A 17,435-nucleotide genomic window follows, 5' to 3' on the forward strand; every position below is an offset into this window, starting at 1 on the left:
GCCACACAGATTCATCAACTCGTGAAAGGTGATGAGTTCCATGCTAATCATTATGCGACATGGCCAAAGTACATGGACAGACAAGTCTGTAAATCGTTTCGCCGGCTGGGTCGACATTCCACTGACTCACATCGGTACCGAGCAAGCCGAGCATGCAGGTGAGTTACTGCAAAAATCCGACTTGAAACCGGATTTCGTGTTCACTTCGCTGCTGCGCCGTTCCATTGTGACGGCTGACATCGTGCTCGATGCCATTGACCGCTCCTGGATACCGGTGCAGCGTTCATGGAGACTCAATGAGCGTCACTATGGCGCGTTTCAGGGCGAAACGCGACCTGCCATGCACGATAGGTACGGCGACAAACTCTTTGCGACATATCGTCGCTCGTATGATGTTCGGCCGCCAGTCATAGATGTCGATTCACCGTTTTTCCAAGGCAATGACCCAAGATACGGCTCCGCGATCCGAGATGGGCTTGATGATCGAGATCCATCTACAATTCGCACTGAATGCCTCAAGGATCTCGCTGGGCGTCTTCAACCATATTGGGACAGGCGTGTAGCCCCGATGCTCGTTGAAGGGAAAACCGTACTCATTGTCACGCATGGATCGGTGGTACGAGCCATTGTCAAGATGCTCGAGCATATCAGTGATGCGGATATTCGCTCAATCAACGTGCCAACCGGCGTTCCCATGATCTACGACTTTATGGTCTCTTCAGCTGGCAAGCTCAGAGTGCAGGGACCGGGGCAATATCTCGATCCAAAGGCTGCCGAACAGGGCATTGCCGAGGTGTCTGCACTCGGGCAATCCAAGCAATAAGCCAGTTTGTTTCCCGTATCTATTGTTCGTGGTTCCCACACCTTGCAGGATGGATGCAGACAACTCCTCGTTATAAGTGATTTGAGCGAAACAACCTTTTGCTATAAATTATGCATATGACTCTGCTGCAGTTGAAATATATCGTCAAAATCGTTGAATGCGGTTCCATGAATGAGGCATCTCACGAACTTTACGTGTCCCAGCCCGCCCTCAGCTCGTCGGTCAAGGAACTGGAAAATGAGCTGGGCATCGACATCTTCACACGTTCATCCCAAGGCATCGCGCTCACTGTTGATGGCGCGGAATTCCTGACCTACGCTCGTCAGGTTCTCGATCAGGCATCGTTGCTTGAGGAACGCTATAAGAATGCAAAGCCGCGAAAGCAGCTCTGCCGCGTCTCAACGCAGCATTATATGTTCGCAGTGGAGGCTTTCGTCGAGATGATCAGTTCGACGAATTCAGATGAGTATGAATTCACGATTCGCGAGACCCGCACGCGTGACATCATCAATCAGGTGGCCAACATGCAGTCTGAGATTGGCATCATCTATCTTTCCGATTTCAACAAGGATGTGCTGGGCAAGTTGCTTCGAGGCAAGCATCTTGAATTCCATCCACTGTTCCGGGCGGGATTGCATGTGTTTTTGTCGCGCAACAATCCACTCGCAGCCAAGTCAAAGATCACGATGAAGGATTTGGAGCCATATCCATTCCTTCAATATGAGCAGGGTGAGGAAGGCAGTTTCTATTTCGCGGAGGAAGCCGTTTGGCCTGAATACTCCCCGAAGCAGATCAACGTGACAGATCGAGCCACAATTTTGAACTTCATCGTCGGATTGAACGGATACACCGTCTGCACAGGAATCGACAACGAGGACTTGAACAACGAGAAAATCGTCACGGTTCCACTTGAGTCGGATGAATCCATGCTTGTTGGGTGGATCAGCAACGAACGTGCGAAACTTTCAAGCGCAGCAAGCATGTACCTTGACAAGCTACGTAACGTGGTCGATTCCCACGGCTACACCATCATCAATTAAAGGGATTTGAACGTCCATACGCCCGCCATTGTGCTCATTGTGAACTTGTCAAAGTATTAACTCTCAACATCGTTGATTTTTGACCTAATTTATGGGAAAAAACAGCATTGATACTTTCGCAAGTTCACAATGAACGGCGCGCGCTGGAATTTACTCCCCCCGCGACCCGATATTGACGTCATGACCCTGGCTCGACGGGCATTCAAGCGCCTTTCATCACGCGTACATTTCGAATAGCATATGTGTGACGAGGCTCATTACTCTTGGAGGAGTATTATGTCATCAACTCGAGAATTCGTTGAATATGTCTGCGAGACAATTCGTGAGGCGGGTGCCATTCGATATCGCAAAATGTTCGGCGACTACATGGTCTATGTCAACGACAAGCCGCTGTTGCTCCTATGTGACAACACCGTGTACGTCAAGATACTGCCCTGCATCGAGAACCTGATGGGAGATGCCGAACGCGGCATCCCCTATCCAGGTGCAAAGGAGCATTACATGCTCGACTTTGAAAATCGAGAACTCGCACTGCCAGTGATAGCACAACTCGAGGAAGTCACCCCAGTACCAAGGAAAAAGCAACGAGGTGCCCGGATTTCCAGGACTTCCAAGCCCACTCCGCGCTCCGACATAGAGCAATAGCATCTTGGATAGGAATGGACACAGATATCTTCACCACAGCACGAAAGGAAACTGATGACTCCAACAGCATTGCCACCGATTACAGATCCCATTGGCGATTACATTGCCGCACAATCAGTTGACATGCAACCGCGCCTCTATGAGGTGTATCAGGCAATCGCATCGGTGCTTCCCGATGCCACGGAGAAAATGTCGTATGGCATTCCCACATTCTGGCAGGGAAGGAATCTGATTCATTTCGCCGCCTTCACGAGGCATATCGGCATTTACCCCGGCAGCAAGGCCATAGAAGCTTTCAACGATCGTCTGACCGAATACAAGACCAGCAAGGGCACCATCCAAATCCCCAACGACAAACCACTCCCCCTTGGTCTGATCAAGGAGCTTGCCCAGTGGAGCAAGGAACACAACGCCCGCTAGATAATATCCTCTCGTATCACATGGAAACTACAGCAATGGCGCCTTCGAACAACTCTGGGTAACGCCGTGAATAGCTAAGGTCAACCTTATTTTCGGTTGATCACTTCAATTCCATCATTTCGACACGAGTGAGACCGCCTGACAGCAGACCCTCTGCGTGTTTGCGCAGCCAATCAGAAATAGCTTCCAGATTGTTCGATTCATAATACGCAAGCAAATGCTGTATAAAATCGCGCTTCAACCCGTGGGGCTACTGAGAATATGCCAACTCCAGCATTGATAAGGCAATGATTTGCTACCATCAAAAGGGTTCGCTTATTGCCATTTGCAAACCATTGGCCCCTTGAAATAGCGAGGAATATGACAACCGCACGGCTTTCAGGGTCATGAAGAAGCGATGCATCTCCGATACAAGCTCGCGCAGATTCAATCGTTGGCACGTTCGGAGTCCAGTCTGTTCCGCCAATTCTCACTGGGATTGTCCGAAGCTTATCTGGATTAGCAATCGATCCAATACCAATTATGGTGTTGTAATGCGAAACGAATGACCAATCGACAGCTTCATCGACGTGTTCACAAAGGAATTCCCACGCCCGCTTGAGATTATTCACGACAATGATGTCAGCTACACGCATTCCTTCCGGGCGCGACCTTCAAGAATTTCTTCGTTGCCCGGAAAAGTGATTCCATCGACTTCGATGTTCGCCGTTTTCCACAGCACATCAATCAACAGTCGCCTCGCCAGACGCAGCGCGTACTTTCGCTGAATATCCATATGCCACTTGTGCTTCCCGAGGACGTATCCCTTATGGGTACTCGAACGAGTCTCAAGCGGAATGTTCTTCTGTCATATTAGGCGAAGCCGAACGAGCAGCCGCAGTCAGCCTGCCCTGAGCGAATGCAGTGAGATGAAGGGAGAGATCTTATGCCCATGAATACCAAAAACGGAGATCCCTCAACTCGCTGCGCTCGCTCGGGATGACGGAAAAAGAGAACGGTCAGAGCGACAGGGCACCCCTTCGTCATCACCAACAACCCAGGCTCACCAACAACCCAGCCATCACCAACAACCCAGGCACCCCGAACAATCTTTTGTCATCCCGAACGGAGCCGAGGGATCTCCTGTTGATTGGGTTCCGCTCGGGATGACCGGAATGAAGCCGATCACTGCATCGACACATCGTTCAGCAGCGTGAACGAACTCGTTCAGGATCTCAATGGGAACAATTTAGCATACGCTTCCAATTCCAAGTTTTGAAAGCGATCACAAAGAACTTTCAGAGATACGCGATGGGTGGGTTGAATCGTAATTCAGCCCACCCATCGCGAACAGCCACTTTCTACCAGGCATTGCTCGATTCTTGTGCTTTAGAAGAACTGGCGCATGATGTCCTTCAGCGGCGGCATTGATGGGATCTTCCAATAATTCTCAAGATAATGGGTGCCATACTTCGTGTATCCCATGGCCTCTTCGCCAACGATCTTGCCAGGCAGCGGCGCATTATCCTTGACATAGACGTTGATCAGCACTGGCTTGTCGGTTTCCTTGTATGCCTTCTCCAGCGCATCCTTGAATTCGGCATTGCTTCGGGCGGTGTAGCCAACGCCACCTGCAGCCTCGGCGAACTTGGCATAATCCATGTCTTCCAAATCAATCTCGTAATTCAACTGGCCTGCGCTCTGCTGTTCATATTCGATGAAGGCAAGCTTCTGATTGTTGATGACTACCTGGATGATAGGGAGCTTGTATTTGACGGCCGTCACGAAGTCCTGCATGACCATTGCAAAGGCGCCATCTCCAGAAACGCTGATATTCTTTCGCTCCGGATACGATTCAGCACCTGCGATGGCACTTGGCAGACCGCAGCCCATGGTGCCCAGCCACGCCGAGATCGAATACTTCTGCGTTGGCTGAACGTGAAGGAACCGCGCTCCCCACGAAGTCGATGTACCGACATCGATGGAATAGACAGCATCCTTCGGAGCGGTCTCGTCAATGCTGGCGAACACTGCCTCAGGTGAGGCAGGCGTGGTATTGAGACTGCGCTTCTCGGACATCCACTTGTTCCAGATGTCCATATCCTTCTGGCATGCCTTGAGAAAACGATCATCACTGCGCAGAGCACCCTTGGCATTGAGTTGTGAGACGACGGCACCCGCGTCGCCATCAATGGCAAGATCAACTGCATAGCGACTGCCCAGATTCTCCGGGCAGGTATCAATCTGAATGCACTTGGCCTGGCCTGCATCCGGCAGATACGGCGTGTATGGATAATTTGTGCCGATCATCAGCAGCAGATCAGTCGACTTCATTGCCTCATACGCTGGCTTCGTTCCCAACTTGCCAACGTTGCCAAGGCTGTTTGCATGGTCATCGGCAATCGTGCCCTTGGCTGGCATCGTCAGGATAAATGGAATGTTGTTGGTCTCGACGAACTTCTGCAACTCGGCACCGGCGTGCTCGCCACCCTTGCCAATCAGCGCAAGTGGCTTCTGTGCCTGCTGTACCATGGAAATGGCCTCGGCAAGCTGCTCGTCATCGACCTGCGGAGTGCTGAGCTTGAATGCAGCGGCACTATCCTTGTATTCGTTCGTAACTTTATGATCTGGAAGATCATCGGGAATGGTCAGGACTGCAACACCCTTTTTTGTCATTGCCGCACGAATGGCCGAGTCCACGACCTTGCCAAGATTGTCCGAAGCGGAAATGGTCTTGTTAAAGACTGCGACGTCGTCGAAAAGCTTAGGGGTATTGACCTCTTGGAAATAGCCTTCGTTGATGTCCTTCGTAGTGACCTGACCGAGCAAGGCGAGCACGGGCACATGATCCATCTTGGCATCATACAGGCCATTGAGTAAATGAATCGCACCAGGTCCGCCAATGGCGAGGCACACGCCCACACCACCAGTAAGTTTGGCATTCGCGGCTGCAGAGAGCGCTGCGACTTCCTCGTGCCGTACCTGAACGAACTTGATTTTCTCCTGATTGCGTCGCAAAGCATCGACTGTGGTGTCAATCGAGTCTCCTGGCAAACCGAAGACGTGCTTTACTTTCCAATTCATCAACACACTGACCAGTTGGTCAGCAGCTTTTGTCGACATGAACATTCCCCTTTACCTAACGCTATGTTTCCCCCGTGATAACGGTTCTACATACACGTATGGTAGTGAAGGGAAATTGTTTCAAGAGACTTTTTCAATGTCTACTTCATTACATTTGAGTGACCAAACTACTCATTTGCAAGGATTTAAGCCAAAAGTCAGGACAGTCCCGTACCTGCAATGTGACGAATGCCACACGCCTTCAGGAGCCACTTCGAAGAGCTGCAAGCAGTAAAAAGCGTGGAGCGCCTGGCGCAATTGCTCAGCAGCCGTATTCGATGAAGTAGTTGTGAGCCTGCTCCTGGAGCTGCTCCGAAATGATTGGGGTGCCATCCGGTTCGGTCATCTGTGCAGCCGTGTCGAAGATCTCCTGGACGTTGGCAATGCTGAATACCGGAAAACCAAATTCCTGCTCAACGGCCTTCACCGCTGACATATGCGAATTTGCAATGTGCTCCATGCGGTCCACACTCAAGACAAGACCAACGATTTCAACATCCGCCTGACTTTTGAGCTTGGGAATGACCTCATGAATTGCCGTTCCTGCGGTCATCACATCGTCGACCAGCAGTACCTTCATGCCGTCTTGCAACTGTGTGCCGACCATGATGCCGCCATCACCATGGTCCTTGGCCTCCTTGCGGTCGAAGGTGTATCCAACAGGCATGTCGTGTGCGGATGCGAGTGCGATTGCAGTCGACACAGCGAGTGGAATGCCCTTGTATGCTGGTCCGAATACCGTGGCTATGTCCACTGGCAAATCGCCATTATGGATCGCCTGCGTAATGGTCTGTGCATAGAATTCGCCGAGCAAGGCGATTTTCCGACCATCATCGAATGCCCCAGCATTGATGAAGTATGGGGATTTTCTGCCTGATTTCAACGTAAAATCACCAAATCTGAGCGCTCCAACTTCAAGCAGAAATGAAGTGAATCTTTGACTGATGGTTTCTCCATGCAGCGCTTTAAAAGCTACCATGTGCGTCCTTCCGCAAGTTTTTCAGCTAATTCAGGCCGTGCATCCAAAAGATCATCAAGTTCCCGAGCAATGCGTAACGGCGCTATTGGATCAAGGAGAGCGGCGGCTCCGACCTCAACCGCGTTGGCTCCCGCATAAAGGTACTCCAACGCATTGTCACCATTCGAAATACCACCTATTCCGATGATTGGTATGTCTGGCAACGCTCGGCGAACGCGCCACACAAAACTTAGTGCAATGGGAAAAATGCATGGCCCGGAAACACCGCCCGTAATATTGGCGAGGATCGGTCGCCCCGTTGTGGTGTTGATCCTCATGCCCACAAGCGTGTTGATGAGGCTCAGAGCATCAGCACCCGCATCGACAGCGGCTTTGGCGATGCCCACTATATCGGTGACGTTCGGAGAAAGCTTGACTATCATCGGCTTGTCCGTGATATTGCGCAATGCACCGATAAGATGGTGCAGAGCCTTGGCATCCGTGCCCACGGACATGCCTCCGTGCGAGACGTTGGGGCAGCTGACATTGATTTCGAGCATGTCGCATGGCTTGTCAGCGAGGCGCTCAACGACCTGAATGTAGTCTTCATCACTGTGACCTGCCACGTTGGTGATGACGTTCGCACCCATGCGCTTCAACATGGGAAGATCATTGGCAAGATAGTGGTCGAGACCTGGATTTTGCAGCCCTACAGAATTTACGGTTCCTGCCGGAGTTTCAGCGGTTCTTGGCGTGGGATTGCCCTCCCAGGGAATGATGGAGACACCCTTTGTGGAAACGGCTCCCATCTGTGCAACGTCATAGAATCTGCTGCAAGCCTCGACATTGAACGTGCCGGAAGCCGTACCGACCGGATTTTTCCACGGAACACCTGCAACAATCGTTGGATGTTTCCATGGCAGTGTCAGCATGTCTTGCAGCGACTGACTGCTGGACAAGGCGTCAGTCCGTTCAATCGCAGTCGTCATCGTTCGCTCTCCCATCCGAGTTCCTGAGCAGTAAACACCGGCCCTTCGAGACAGACTTTTTTGCGCCCATGAATGGTATCGACCACGCACACGACGCAGGTTCCATATCCACAGCCCATACGTTCCTCAAGGTTAAACTGGGTCGCAATACCCCTGCTCGAAGCCCAGAACGCCACCGCCTTCATCATCGGAGTGGGACCACATGAGAGTATGACAACCGGATCCGAAATCTGTCTGAGTTCTGCATCCATGCTATCGAGAACGGTAATTACATTGCCCTGTTCCTCATCGATGCTGCGCACATCATCGCTATATTGACCAACGATCGAATCGGCAAAATGATGCTTGCGATATCCAAAGATTGCAGTGGTTCTGTTCTCTCTCCCGGAGTCATGCAGGTACTGTGCCGCCTGAATCAGTGGAGGAACGCCCAAGCCACCACCAACGAGGATGTATCGGGCATCAGGACTGGTCAGGTCGAAGGTCTTGCCCAAAGGACCCAGCACATCGATGGAATCTCCTGCCTTCATCTGTGCGAATTGCGCTGTTCCGGCACCAACGATTGCAAATATGAAACTGACCTCGTCACCGCAAATCTCACAGATGCCAAAGGGACGCGGCATCAGACGCAGTCCATCATGGGTGAAGAGGTTGGCAAACTGCGCTGGTCTGGCGTGTTCTGCCATATACCGGTCGCAAATGACAAGCTCGATCACACCCTGATCAAGCTGTCTCACACTGACGATGGGAACCGAGCGCCTTGCCGGCAGATAGCTTTCGCCATTGACGACAATGCCTTCACTCGGCTCATGGCATCTGCAGATATCTGAAGCATCATGAGAGCCCTTGGCGGGACCAGTGTGACGCTGCTTGATTTGTGTCGGAATGAATTGGGTCGACATCAAGACCTTTCCTTCAACGCTGTGTTCAATGCATCTCTCATATCGAGCGCAGCTCGACGAGCATTCATCCCTACAAGTTGCAGAGAATCTTCGATGGAAAGCGCGGAATTGTAAGCAGGATCTTTGCGCCAAGCGCCGATAATGCCACGAGATGAGTTTACAATCGCACCTTCACCATGAACATCAAACATAGCTGCCACGTCAGACGCAGTGCCACCCTGTGCACCGTATCCGGGAATCAGGAACATGGCCCGTGGCATTCGAGCTCTCAGAGAGGCTCCTACACGCGGATGCGTAGCTCCCACAACGGCACCCACCCTTGAAAAACCCTCATCTCCTACTGAGTCGGATCCCCACTGCATGACTTTGTCTGCAACATGCTCGTACACACGTTGATCATTGTCGCTCATCAGCTCTTGAAATTCGTCGCTTGAAGGGTTGGAGGTGCGCACCAGCACGAAGATGTCTTTATCGGCCTGTTGAGCGGCATCAACAAATGGCGCTATGCCGTCAGTTCCGAGGTATGGATTGACGGTTACCGAGTCCTCGTACCAAGGGAAAAATCCAAGTTCCTCCCGTGATGCATCCGGTTTTCCTTCATCGCGCTCGTCGTCTGCGAGACACTTGCACTGCGAAGTATTTTCAGAAGCACCTCCAGAAAGATCAAACGCTTGAAAAATCTCACTATTCGGACGTGGTATGCCTGAAAGGTGGTATGCGTACGCCGCCGCTGTTGAACCGATATCACCGCGCTTGATATCGCCGATCACATGCAGTCCCGCTTCATGTGCAGCACGGCACGTCTCAACATATGCCATCATTCCTGCTGGTCCCAAGGCTTCGTACATGGCAATCTGAACCTTTACAGCAGGAACAATATCCTTCACGGCGTTGATGATGCTTCGATTGAATTCCAGGAACTTTGCATTCACCATTGCTGCCCACAAGGCGCGGCCCTTGACTGTATCGATGTCACCGACAATTTCCCGTGCTCCTGCAAACAATTGGGGTGGCAACAGCGCAATGGTGGGATCCAAGCCTACAACGCTTGGATTATCGAATTTCCGTATGGCCTCAACGAGTTTATCCATGTTTATTCAGCCTTTTATTCTATGTCGGATGCGCAGTTCGTCGTGATGGCTTCTTATTGTCTTGCTATTCGCATGGATTCATCTCTCTGGTGGCTGGAATCCGGTTGAATGCAATCGCAGCATTGAGGATCGTTGCCTGAGCCCTGCCAGACACCGACATCCCTTGGAATGGCGTGTTATGCGCCTTCGAATGAAAGTCGCCTGACTCTACAGTCCATGTGCAGTCAGTGTCGAGAATAGAGAAATCGAGGGATTGAGTGTTTTCACGATTGCTCAAATCAAGCAACCTTCTATGAAGGTGCTCAACATGTGCATCCTGTGCGCGATGTTCACCATCGCAGTTGTCCAGCAATGCCGAAATATCAACCACATCAATCCCCATGAGTCGTGCCGGCGCAAGCGACATCAGTTCGATCAGGCGAGTGTCATCGATCACTCCACCATCGACCAGAACACGGTGACATACGGCATAGGCCGTCTCCAAGCCAATGATGCCGTTCGGCGAATCCAGCATGCCCTGGTTCTTCTCGGACATGGTGTGAGGCGCATGGTCGGTTGCGATCATGTCTACAGTGCCGTCCTCAACCGCAGCGATCGTCGCCTCGCGGTCGGCAGCGCTGCGCAATGGCGGATTCATCTTCGCCATCGCTGCGAAACGCTTCACGTCCTCGTCACAGAGTGCCAGATAGTGCGGAGCTGTTTCGCAGCTCACCGGAATACCTTCTGCCTTTGCCTTGCGAATCGCATCGAATGCGAGCGCCGTGCTCACATGCTGCAGATGCATATGGGTGCCGGTGGTGCGGGCGAACTCGATGTCTCGCGACACCACATTCAACTCCGTGGACGCAGGAATGCCAGGCAGCCCCATGCTTCGTGAGGTCTGCCCCTCATTCATGACACCACTGTCATGATGCTCGCAGTGGTCAAGAATGGGAAGTGAGTAACGTCTTGCGTGTTCACCAACATCGGCAAGAATTTTCGATGTTACTGCCGAGCCATCATCGCTGATGGCTACCAGTGGATGTTCGCGCATGACACTATCAGATGGGAGCTGCTGAACCGAAGCACGCAGATACCTCTTCCAATCCTCAGGGTCACTTGCGTCGATTCCTGCTCTGTCAACGCTCGCACATACGCTCAACAGGTATTTCGTCGGCAATGTTGCTCGGTGGGCCTGCGCATAGTGTTGCACATAGTCGATGACTGAATGGAATCCAGCCTGTTCAACCTCGCGCCTCCCGTGTGCGTCTGTTGGTGAAAAACCATCAAGGGCATCACTGGTGTCGAATCGCCTGCCATCCATGGCTGGTGCGGTGTTCGGCATGAGCAGCACGGTGGTGAAGCCACCGGCCGCTGCCGATCGACAGCCTGAAAGCATATCCTCCTTGTCGCGCTGCCCGGGATCGCGAAAATGCACATGCGGATCGCACAGGCCAGGAGCGAGCACAAGCCCTCGAGCATCGACATGAATCACAGCATCGGCGCAGGACTCGTCCGAAGACTCGATCTGATGCACACAGGCTTCGCCACGATGCGAAAACAAGCCCGTATCGTCAAGAATCCCATCGAACGAAGTGGACGGCAGTGCCACATCAATGATCTCACCGGTATCCCAGACGCGGAGTCCATGGAAAACAACGCGGAACGAACCATGAGCAGAGTGTTGATTGATGTCGAGTGAATCCATCGATGCGGCAGCCATCAGAACTTGGCCTCCTCGTCGCAATAATCGCAACGATATTCCTGACGCTTGGTGTGCATCAGATGGAACAGCTGGTCAATGCCGTGCTCGGTGGTCGTGACACAACGCGGATTGGTGCAACTGATGACGTTGACCACATGCTCCGGAAGACTTGGCTGCTGCTTGTCAATGATCTTGCCGCCCTTGACGATGTCAACGGTCGCTTGGCGAGCGATGAGACTCAACACATTCAGATCAACGCTTGTTTCATCCTCGATCTTGATGATGTCCTTGGTGCCATAGCGTTGACTGCTCGCGTTCATGATCAATGCAAGCTTGGTCTTGGCCGGGTCGATATGCAGGAACTGCAGCACCTTCAGTGCCGTCCCTGCGGGAACGTGATCGATGATGATGCCGTTGGTAACGCTGGTAACCTCCATCAGGCATACACCTCCTTCCCTGACCATGCTTCATAGCCTGGAAGCTCATCTCCGAGCACCGAACTTTCCAGTGCCATGCGCATGAGCATGCCGTTCTTGACCTGTTCGAAGTATGCAGCTCGGGGGTCGTTATCCACTTCGACTGCGATCTCATTGACGCGAGGCAGAGGATGTAATACCGCCATCTCCGGCTTCGCGTGCCTGAGTTTGTCCTCGTCGAGAATGTAGGTATCACGCAGACGCAGGTAATCGTCTTCGTTGAAGAAACGCTCTTTCTGTACTCGTGTCATGTACAGCACATCAAGATCGCCAATGACACCGACAAGGTCACGTGTCTGCACGAATGAACACGATGGGGTGTCGTTGATGCGATCGAGCACATATTGCGGCGTTTTCAACTCATCTGGACTGATAAGCACAAAACGGACATTGCCGAAACGGCAGAGTGTAGAAATCAGAGAGTGTACCGTACGACCAAAGGTAAGATCGCCGCACAGACCAACCGTGAGATTGTTGACTCTGCCGAAGCGTGAAGTCAAGGTTGCAAGATCCGCGAGAGTCTGAGTTGGATGCATATGACCGCCATCACCGGCATTGATCACCGGAACCGAAGCAGCTCTTGAAGCCACCAGCGCAGCGCCCTCCTTCGGGTGTCGAATGGCAACGACATCGGCATAATTGCTCACTGTCTTCAATGTGTCCGAGATGGATTCACCTTTTGAAACGCTCGATAGCTGTGCACCGGCGAAACCAATCACATTGCCGCCAAGGCGCAGCATCGCTGTTTCGAAGCTGAGACGGGTTCTTGTACTCGGTTCATAGAACAGCGTGGCAAGAATTCTTCCGTCGCACGTGTGCATCACCTGTCTACGATGCGAATCGATATATTCAGCCTTGCGAAGCAGCTCAATGATCTGCTGTGGTGAAAGGTCATCAAGCGTGACGACGCTGTGACCTCGTAACGTGGAGGTATTCCCCGAAATACCAGCACTATGGATTGATGATGATGCGGATTCAACACGAGCAGAAGACGCTTCCACTGATAAATCCGGATTGTTATTGTCGGACAACGGCTCACCTTTCTGCGATAAGGTGGCCACACTGACGTGACCTAGTCAACAATAGATAAGTTTTGTTAACAACGCAACATGTCCGAATGTCCTTCGTCCGTCCATATGAACACCTTGCGTTTTGGGAGTCGCTTTTTGGTTGAAATCAGTGAGAAAGCGACTACCAAAGTACAATCTGAAAAAACAGTGCACCCGAAGCGCAGGGTGTGCGTTACATGATGCCATAGAAGAGGCGGTTGCTGATCTCTCGGCAGCGGCGCATCTTTGCCAGCACGTCATTTTCAAATCTCTGGCCCTGATGCGCGGCATAGCCAAGATAGATGGCTATGCCGCCCAATGAATAGACGTCATCGGGCAGGATGTCTGCGCGTGTGGCCCTACCGGACCATAGATAGCTGCCATTGCGGGCAGCGGTGCACATAATCCATGTCTCGCGCAGATTATCGGCATCCTCCACATCGATCAAGCCTTCGCGGCGCAAAGATTCCAGCGCTTCCAGAGTTGAGGTTGTCTGCAACGCAGGAATGTCATGAGCATGCTGCAACTGCGACAATTGAACCGTCCATTCGATGTCTGAAAGACCGCCCTTGCCGAGTTTGATGTGACGTTCTCTCCTGACCCCACGCGGCAAACGCTCAGATTCCATTCGCGCCTTCAATGTGCGGATTTCACTGATCTGATCATCGGTCAAGGCAGACTTGGGGTATCTCAGAGGATTGATGATGTCATCAATAATCCTGTGGCCTAAATCGGAATCTCCTGCAGCGAAGCGAGCTCTGAGCAAAGCTTGTGATTCCCATGTGCTTGCCCAGGAGCGGTAGTATTCACGGCATGAATCATAGGACCGCACCAGCGGACCGTTCTTGCCTTCCGGTCGAAGATCCATATCGAGATCGATTTTTTCTTCCACACTCACAGAGCCTGACAGCACCAGACGCATGTCGTCGATCACGTGGAGCGCAAAAAGGTTGGCTTCATGTGAATCTGCACCCTGCTTGGGCTCATACACTGCGATGATATCGGCATCTGAACTGAAATTCACTTCGCTGCCGCCATATCTTCCCATTGCAATGATGGCGATGTTAGCCGGCGCAAGTGCGGCCTTCGACTGATCAATCTGTCTGGTTACCGCCCATCTCAGCGTTGCGGAAAGAATGGCGTCATACACATCCGTCATGCCCTGAAGACATTCACTCTCCGACACTGCATGACTCATCCATCCAAGACCGATGCGTTCGATCTCATGCCGGCGCATGGCTCTGATCGATGTGGCGAATCCAGCAGGCTTATCGGCAAAACGTTCGACTGTAGAACGGGTCTGCGTACGAAGGCTCATTTGTGAACGAAGCTGCAACTGCTCGTCGGCACCAAGCCAGGTAATGGATTCCGCAGATTTGCGCAATGCCTCTCCAAGGAATCTCGAATTGGAGAGAATATGACATAACCGCTGAGCCGCGGAGGGCGAATCTCTCAAAAATCCGAGATATTGGCTGCCCGTACCAAAACGCTCTTGCAAGCTTCTCCAGCCAAGCAGTCCCATATCTGGATTCTGCCCCTGACCAAGCCATTCCAAGACTGCTGGCAGGAGAATCCTGTTGATCTTGGCGGCACGCGACAAGCCTGTTGTCAAGACCTCAACATGGCGCATGGCTGCCTGCGGATCCGCAAAGCCGATGGAAGCGAAGCGATCCTCGGCTGCCTCCCTGCTCAGCCGAATGTCATCGGTCTGAGTCTGCGCGCTGATGGGGAGCATGGGACGATAATAGATATCCTGGTGCAGCTTGCGAATCTCGCGCCTTGTGGCATCGAAACGGTTCACCAGCTCATCGGAATGAATGTTGAATGCACGCGCAAGTCTGCGTAGGTCGATGTTTGCGTCCAACTCCTCTCGCGTGATCTCACGAACGCGTTCCATACCACCGTAACTTCCTTTACCTAAATCTGGGAAGAGATGGGTCCGCTTCAACTCCCACATCTGTTGACGATGTTCCAACACACGTTCGAAGCGATAATCCTGCGAAAGTCGAACGGCCTGTTTTCGAGAGATGTAACCGCCGCTGGCCAAGGCTTGCAAGGATTCCAAGGTTGATGCCGTACGTAGGGTGGCATCGGTTCGGCCGTGAACGAGCTGCAGCATCTGTACCGTGAATTCAACATCGCGCAATCCTCCACGACCCAGTTTGATCTCGCGATCCTTCAACGGCGCAGGGATAAGAGACTCGACCCGTTTGCGCATGCTCTGGCAGTCGTACACAAAATTACTGCGCTGCGACGCGTTCCATACGAACGGCCGAGTTCCGTCATAATAGGCTTTTCCAAGTTCGGCATCTCCAGCAACCGGTCGTGCCTTCAACAATGCTTGGAATTCCCAGCTTTCCGCCCACTGCTCGTAATAGCTGAGATGCGATTGAAGCCGACGGACCAATGGGCCATCCTTGCCCTCTGGCCGTAGTCCCCCATCGATCTGCCACAATGCTGGCTCCGTAACGCCTGCAATCACCGACTGACAGATTTTCTGCACCATCATCGCAATCTTGCTGCCGATTCGAATCAGCTGTGCATTATCGACTTCTTCGCTGACTGGTTCGACAACATAGATGAGATCGACATCCGAGACGTAATTCAACTCCTGCGAGCCCAACTTGCCCATGCCGATTATGGCAAAGCGGCAGATATCGCCATGCTCGACGTTGTTCTTTGCTATGGCAAGCGCCGCCTCAAGCGCCGAATCGGCCAATGCAGACAGCATCGTGCTCACACGTGGCTGAACATCGATCGGATTGCGCGTCTGCGCATCGAATTGCATGATCGCTGCAAGTTGAAGATAATATTCGCGCCGCATCGAGTTGACTGCCTCAGCAAGTGACTTGTCAGCATCCTCGGTCATGGCACTCTTGCGCTGTGCAACGTCGAATTGCAACGAATGCTGTGCATCTTTCGCCGCTGCAATAACCAGTTCGGGCCTGTTCATCATCATGAATCCAAGAGCCTTTGAAACTCCAAGAACCATGGTCAGATTTGCAATCTGACCATCTTCTGGAAGCTTGTCATGCAATCTCAACCCCTGCCGGTGCAGCGAACCGATAATGTCATAGAGATTTCTCAAGGCTGTATCAGGATCGCAAGCTCGTGCAAGGCTGCTCAGAAGAAGTGATATGCACTGGCTTCCCAGACCCTCATCACCGAGTTTCTCCAATACCGTTCGTGCAGCGGCAAGATTGCGCAGTCCGGCACGAATGAGAGCCTGAGCGCTCAACGCTTCATCAATTTCTTGCATACAGTCAATCTACCCTATGCAAAACGTATACAAATGTGGAGTGCCAAAGTTCATTGTGAACTCCCCAGAGTATAGACCCACCAGAATGACAGAATATGCCACTCATTTAGCGGAAATATAGTGTTTATACTTCAACGAGTTCACAATGAACGCAGTCCATCACTATCAGGCAAAGAGTGAGCGAACATTGTTCCAGATTCTGCGGGTGGTTACTGCCTTGTTCATCGTATAGAGATGAATGCCGTCGACTCCGCGTGCAACAAGATCGGAAATCTGTGCGGATGCGTAGATGATGCCCGCCTCCTGCATGGCAGAAGGGTCTTCACCCCACCGTTCAATCATGTGTTCGACAGTTGAAGGGATGCGCGAACCGCACATGCCCACCATATGTTTGACTCGAGAAGCGTTCGTAACCGGCATGATGCCGGCCTCGATGGGAACGGTAATGCCCGCGGCACGAACCTTGTCCAGGAATTTCAGATAATCCTCGTTATCAAAGAACAGTTGCGAAATCAGGTGATTCGCGCCTGCATCAACCTTGGTCTTCAAATTATCGATATCAACATCGAGATTTGGGGCTTCTGGGTGGCACTCTGGATAGCATGCGGCATATACGGTCATCTCAGGCTTACGCTCACGAATATAACGCACCAGATCACTCGCATATTGGAACTCGCCGCATGGATCGGTTCCCAGCTGAGAATCACCGCGCAAGGCGAGTGTCGCTTTCACCCCTGCATCCTCAAACAGATCGAGCTCATGATCAATCGTTGTCTTGTCAGCATATCGGGCGGTCAGATGAGCGACCGCCGGTATGCCGTATTCTGTTCGAATTGTATTTGCAATTCTGGCCGTCGCCGTGCGATCTGCCTGCTTTCCCGTTCCGTAGGTAACCGAAATGAAGTCAGGATGCATGCCTTGCAAGCCGTCCAGGGTGTCATAGATGGTTCCGACCGGCGCAGTTCTGCGTGGAGGAAACACTTCAAGCGAAAACATT

General features: G+C 52.1%; 16 protein-coding genes. 4 read left to right on the forward strand and 12 right to left on the reverse strand.

What is annotated here, in order from left to right:
* Positions 1-40: 40 nt before the first annotated feature.
* From BAQU_RS05520 to BAQU_RS05535, 4 genes are all read left to right on the forward strand, one after another.
* Positions 41-823 (forward strand): 2,3-bisphosphoglycerate-dependent phosphoglycerate mutase, encoded by a 783-nt coding sequence (locus BAQU_RS05520; protein WP_244568439.1) that lies wholly within the window; start codon positions 41-43, stop codon positions 821-823.
* Positions 824-939: 116 nt separating this feature from the next.
* Positions 940-1,863, forward strand: coding sequence for a LysR family transcriptional regulator (locus BAQU_RS05525; RefSeq protein ID WP_094693449.1), 924 nt, complete (start codon positions 940-942; stop codon positions 1,861-1,863).
* A gap of 276 nt (positions 1,864-2,139) precedes the next feature.
* Positions 2,140-2,508 carry a transcriptional regulator gene (locus tag BAQU_RS05530; protein WP_094693451.1) on the forward strand — a complete coding sequence of 123 codons (369 nt, stop codon included), beginning with the start codon at positions 2,140-2,142 and terminating at the stop codon, positions 2,506-2,508.
* Positions 2,509-2,562: 54 nt separating this feature from the next.
* Positions 2,563-2,928 carry an iron chaperone gene (locus BAQU_RS05535; RefSeq protein ID WP_094693453.1) on the forward strand — a complete coding sequence of 122 codons (366 nt, stop codon included), beginning with the start codon at positions 2,563-2,565 and terminating at the stop codon, positions 2,926-2,928.
* 200 nt (positions 2,929-3,128) lie between these two features.
* On the opposite strand, the gene BAQU_RS10440 is transcribed toward BAQU_RS05535, so the two are convergent.
* From BAQU_RS10440 to metF, 12 genes are all read right to left on the reverse strand, one after another.
* Positions 3,129-3,539 carry a hypothetical protein gene (locus tag BAQU_RS10440; RefSeq protein ID WP_158215651.1) on the reverse strand — a complete coding sequence of 137 codons (411 nt, stop codon included), beginning with the start codon at positions 3,537-3,539 and terminating at the stop codon, positions 3,129-3,131.
* 14 nt (positions 3,540-3,553) lie between these two features.
* Positions 3,554-3,703, reverse strand: a complete 150-nt coding sequence (locus tag BAQU_RS10445) for a hypothetical protein (RefSeq protein WP_158215652.1) — start codon at positions 3,701-3,703, stop codon at positions 3,554-3,556.
* Between the two features lie 593 nt (positions 3,704-4,296).
* The gene (locus BAQU_RS05545; protein WP_094693457.1) at positions 4,297-6,030 is read right to left on the reverse strand and encodes a pyruvate oxidase; all 1,734 of its coding nucleotides are present in this window, start codon (positions 6,028-6,030) and stop codon (positions 4,297-4,299) included.
* Positions 6,031-6,292: 262 nt separating this feature from the next.
* Complete coding sequence (gene pyrE, locus BAQU_RS05550) at positions 6,293-7,009, reverse strand: orotate phosphoribosyltransferase (RefSeq protein WP_094693459.1); 717 nt, start codon at positions 7,007-7,009, stop codon at positions 6,293-6,295.
* Positions 7,003-7,920, reverse strand: coding sequence for a dihydroorotate dehydrogenase (locus BAQU_RS05555; protein ID WP_244568468.1), 918 nt, complete (start codon positions 7,918-7,920; stop codon positions 7,003-7,005). The genes pyrE and BAQU_RS05555 overlap by 7 nt, the downstream gene beginning before the upstream one ends.
* A 53-nt stretch (positions 7,921-7,973) precedes the next feature.
* Complete coding sequence (locus tag BAQU_RS05560) at positions 7,974-8,879, reverse strand: dihydroorotate dehydrogenase electron transfer subunit (RefSeq protein ID WP_094693463.1); 906 nt, start codon at positions 8,877-8,879, stop codon at positions 7,974-7,976.
* Entirely contained in the window at positions 8,879-9,970 is a 1,092-nt protein-coding gene (gene pyrF, locus BAQU_RS05565) for an orotidine-5'-phosphate decarboxylase (protein WP_094693465.1), read from the reverse strand. The genes BAQU_RS05560 and pyrF overlap by 1 nt, the downstream gene beginning before the upstream one ends.
* 64 nt (positions 9,971-10,034) lie before the next feature.
* Complete coding sequence (locus BAQU_RS05570; protein ID WP_094694009.1) at positions 10,035-11,657, reverse strand: dihydroorotase; 1,623 nt, start codon at positions 11,655-11,657, stop codon at positions 10,035-10,037.
* Between the two features lie 14 nt (positions 11,658-11,671).
* Positions 11,672-12,091 carry an aspartate carbamoyltransferase regulatory subunit gene (locus BAQU_RS05575; protein ID WP_094693467.1) on the reverse strand — a complete coding sequence of 140 codons (420 nt, stop codon included), beginning with the start codon at positions 12,089-12,091 and terminating at the stop codon, positions 11,672-11,674.
* Entirely contained in the window at positions 12,091-13,089 is a 999-nt protein-coding gene (pyrB, locus tag BAQU_RS05580; RefSeq protein WP_415447273.1) for an aspartate carbamoyltransferase, read from the reverse strand. The genes BAQU_RS05575 and pyrB overlap by 1 nt, the downstream gene beginning before the upstream one ends.
* Before the next feature lie 283 nt (positions 13,090-13,372).
* On the reverse strand, positions 13,373-16,438 hold the full coding sequence (locus BAQU_RS05585; RefSeq protein ID WP_094693469.1) for a bifunctional [glutamine synthetase] adenylyltransferase/[glutamine synthetase]-adenylyl-L-tyrosine phosphorylase: 3,066 nt from the start codon (positions 16,436-16,438) through the stop codon (positions 13,373-13,375).
* A gap of 165 nt (positions 16,439-16,603) precedes the next feature.
* Positions 16,604-17,434 (reverse strand): methylenetetrahydrofolate reductase [NAD(P)H], encoded by an 831-nt coding sequence (metF, locus tag BAQU_RS05590; RefSeq protein WP_211277118.1) that lies wholly within the window; start codon positions 17,432-17,434, stop codon positions 16,604-16,606.
* Between the last annotated feature and the right edge of the window lies 1 nt (position 17,435).

The organism is Bifidobacterium aquikefiri (assembly GCF_002259795.1).
GTDB classification, from domain to species: domain Bacteria; phylum Actinomycetota; class Actinomycetes; order Actinomycetales; family Bifidobacteriaceae; genus Bombiscardovia; species Bombiscardovia aquikefiri.

Excerpts from the sequence above, each read along its gene's own strand:
- BAQU_RS05585 (WP_094693469.1), bottom strand. The coding sequence starts at position 16,438 with ATGCAAGAAATTGATGAAGCGTTGAGCGCTCAGGCTCTCATTCGTGCC.
- BAQU_RS05530 (WP_094693451.1), top strand. The coding sequence starts at position 2,140 with ATGTCATCAACTCGAGAATTCGTTGAATATGTCTGCGAGACAATTCGT.
- metF (WP_211277118.1), bottom strand. The coding sequence starts at position 17,434 with ATGTTTTCGCTTGAAGTGTTTCCTCCACGCAGAACTGCGCCGGTCGGA.
- BAQU_RS05535 (WP_094693453.1), top strand. The coding sequence starts at position 2,563 with ATGACTCCAACAGCATTGCCACCGATTACAGATCCCATTGGCGATTAC.
- BAQU_RS05525 (WP_094693449.1), top strand. The coding sequence starts at position 940 with ATGACTCTGCTGCAGTTGAAATATATCGTCAAAATCGTTGAATGCGGT.
- BAQU_RS05545 (WP_094693457.1), bottom strand. The coding sequence starts at position 6,030 with ATGTCGACAAAAGCTGCTGACCAACTGGTCAGTGTGTTGATGAATTGG.
- BAQU_RS05560 (WP_094693463.1), bottom strand. The coding sequence starts at position 8,879 with ATGTCGACCCAATTCATTCCGACACAAATCAAGCAGCGTCACACTGGT.
- BAQU_RS05575 (WP_094693467.1), bottom strand. The coding sequence starts at position 12,091 with ATGGAGGTTACCAGCGTTACCAACGGCATCATCATCGATCACGTTCCC.
- BAQU_RS05570 (WP_094694009.1), bottom strand. The coding sequence starts at position 11,657 with ATGGATTCACTCGACATCAATCAACACTCTGCTCATGGTTCGTTCCGC.
- pyrE (WP_094693459.1), bottom strand. The coding sequence starts at position 7,009 with ATGGTAGCTTTTAAAGCGCTGCATGGAGAAACCATCAGTCAAAGATTC.
- pyrF (WP_094693465.1), bottom strand. The coding sequence starts at position 9,970 with ATGGATAAACTCGTTGAGGCCATACGGAAATTCGATAATCCAAGCGTT.
- BAQU_RS05520 (WP_244568439.1), top strand. The coding sequence starts at position 41 with ATGCTAATCATTATGCGACATGGCCAAAGTACATGGACAGACAAGTCT.
- BAQU_RS05555 (WP_244568468.1), bottom strand. The coding sequence starts at position 7,920 with ATGCTGACACTGCCATGGAAACATCCAACGATTGTTGCAGGTGTTCCG.
- BAQU_RS10445 (WP_158215652.1), bottom strand. The coding sequence starts at position 3,703 with ATGGATATTCAGCGAAAGTACGCGCTGCGTCTGGCGAGGCGACTGTTG.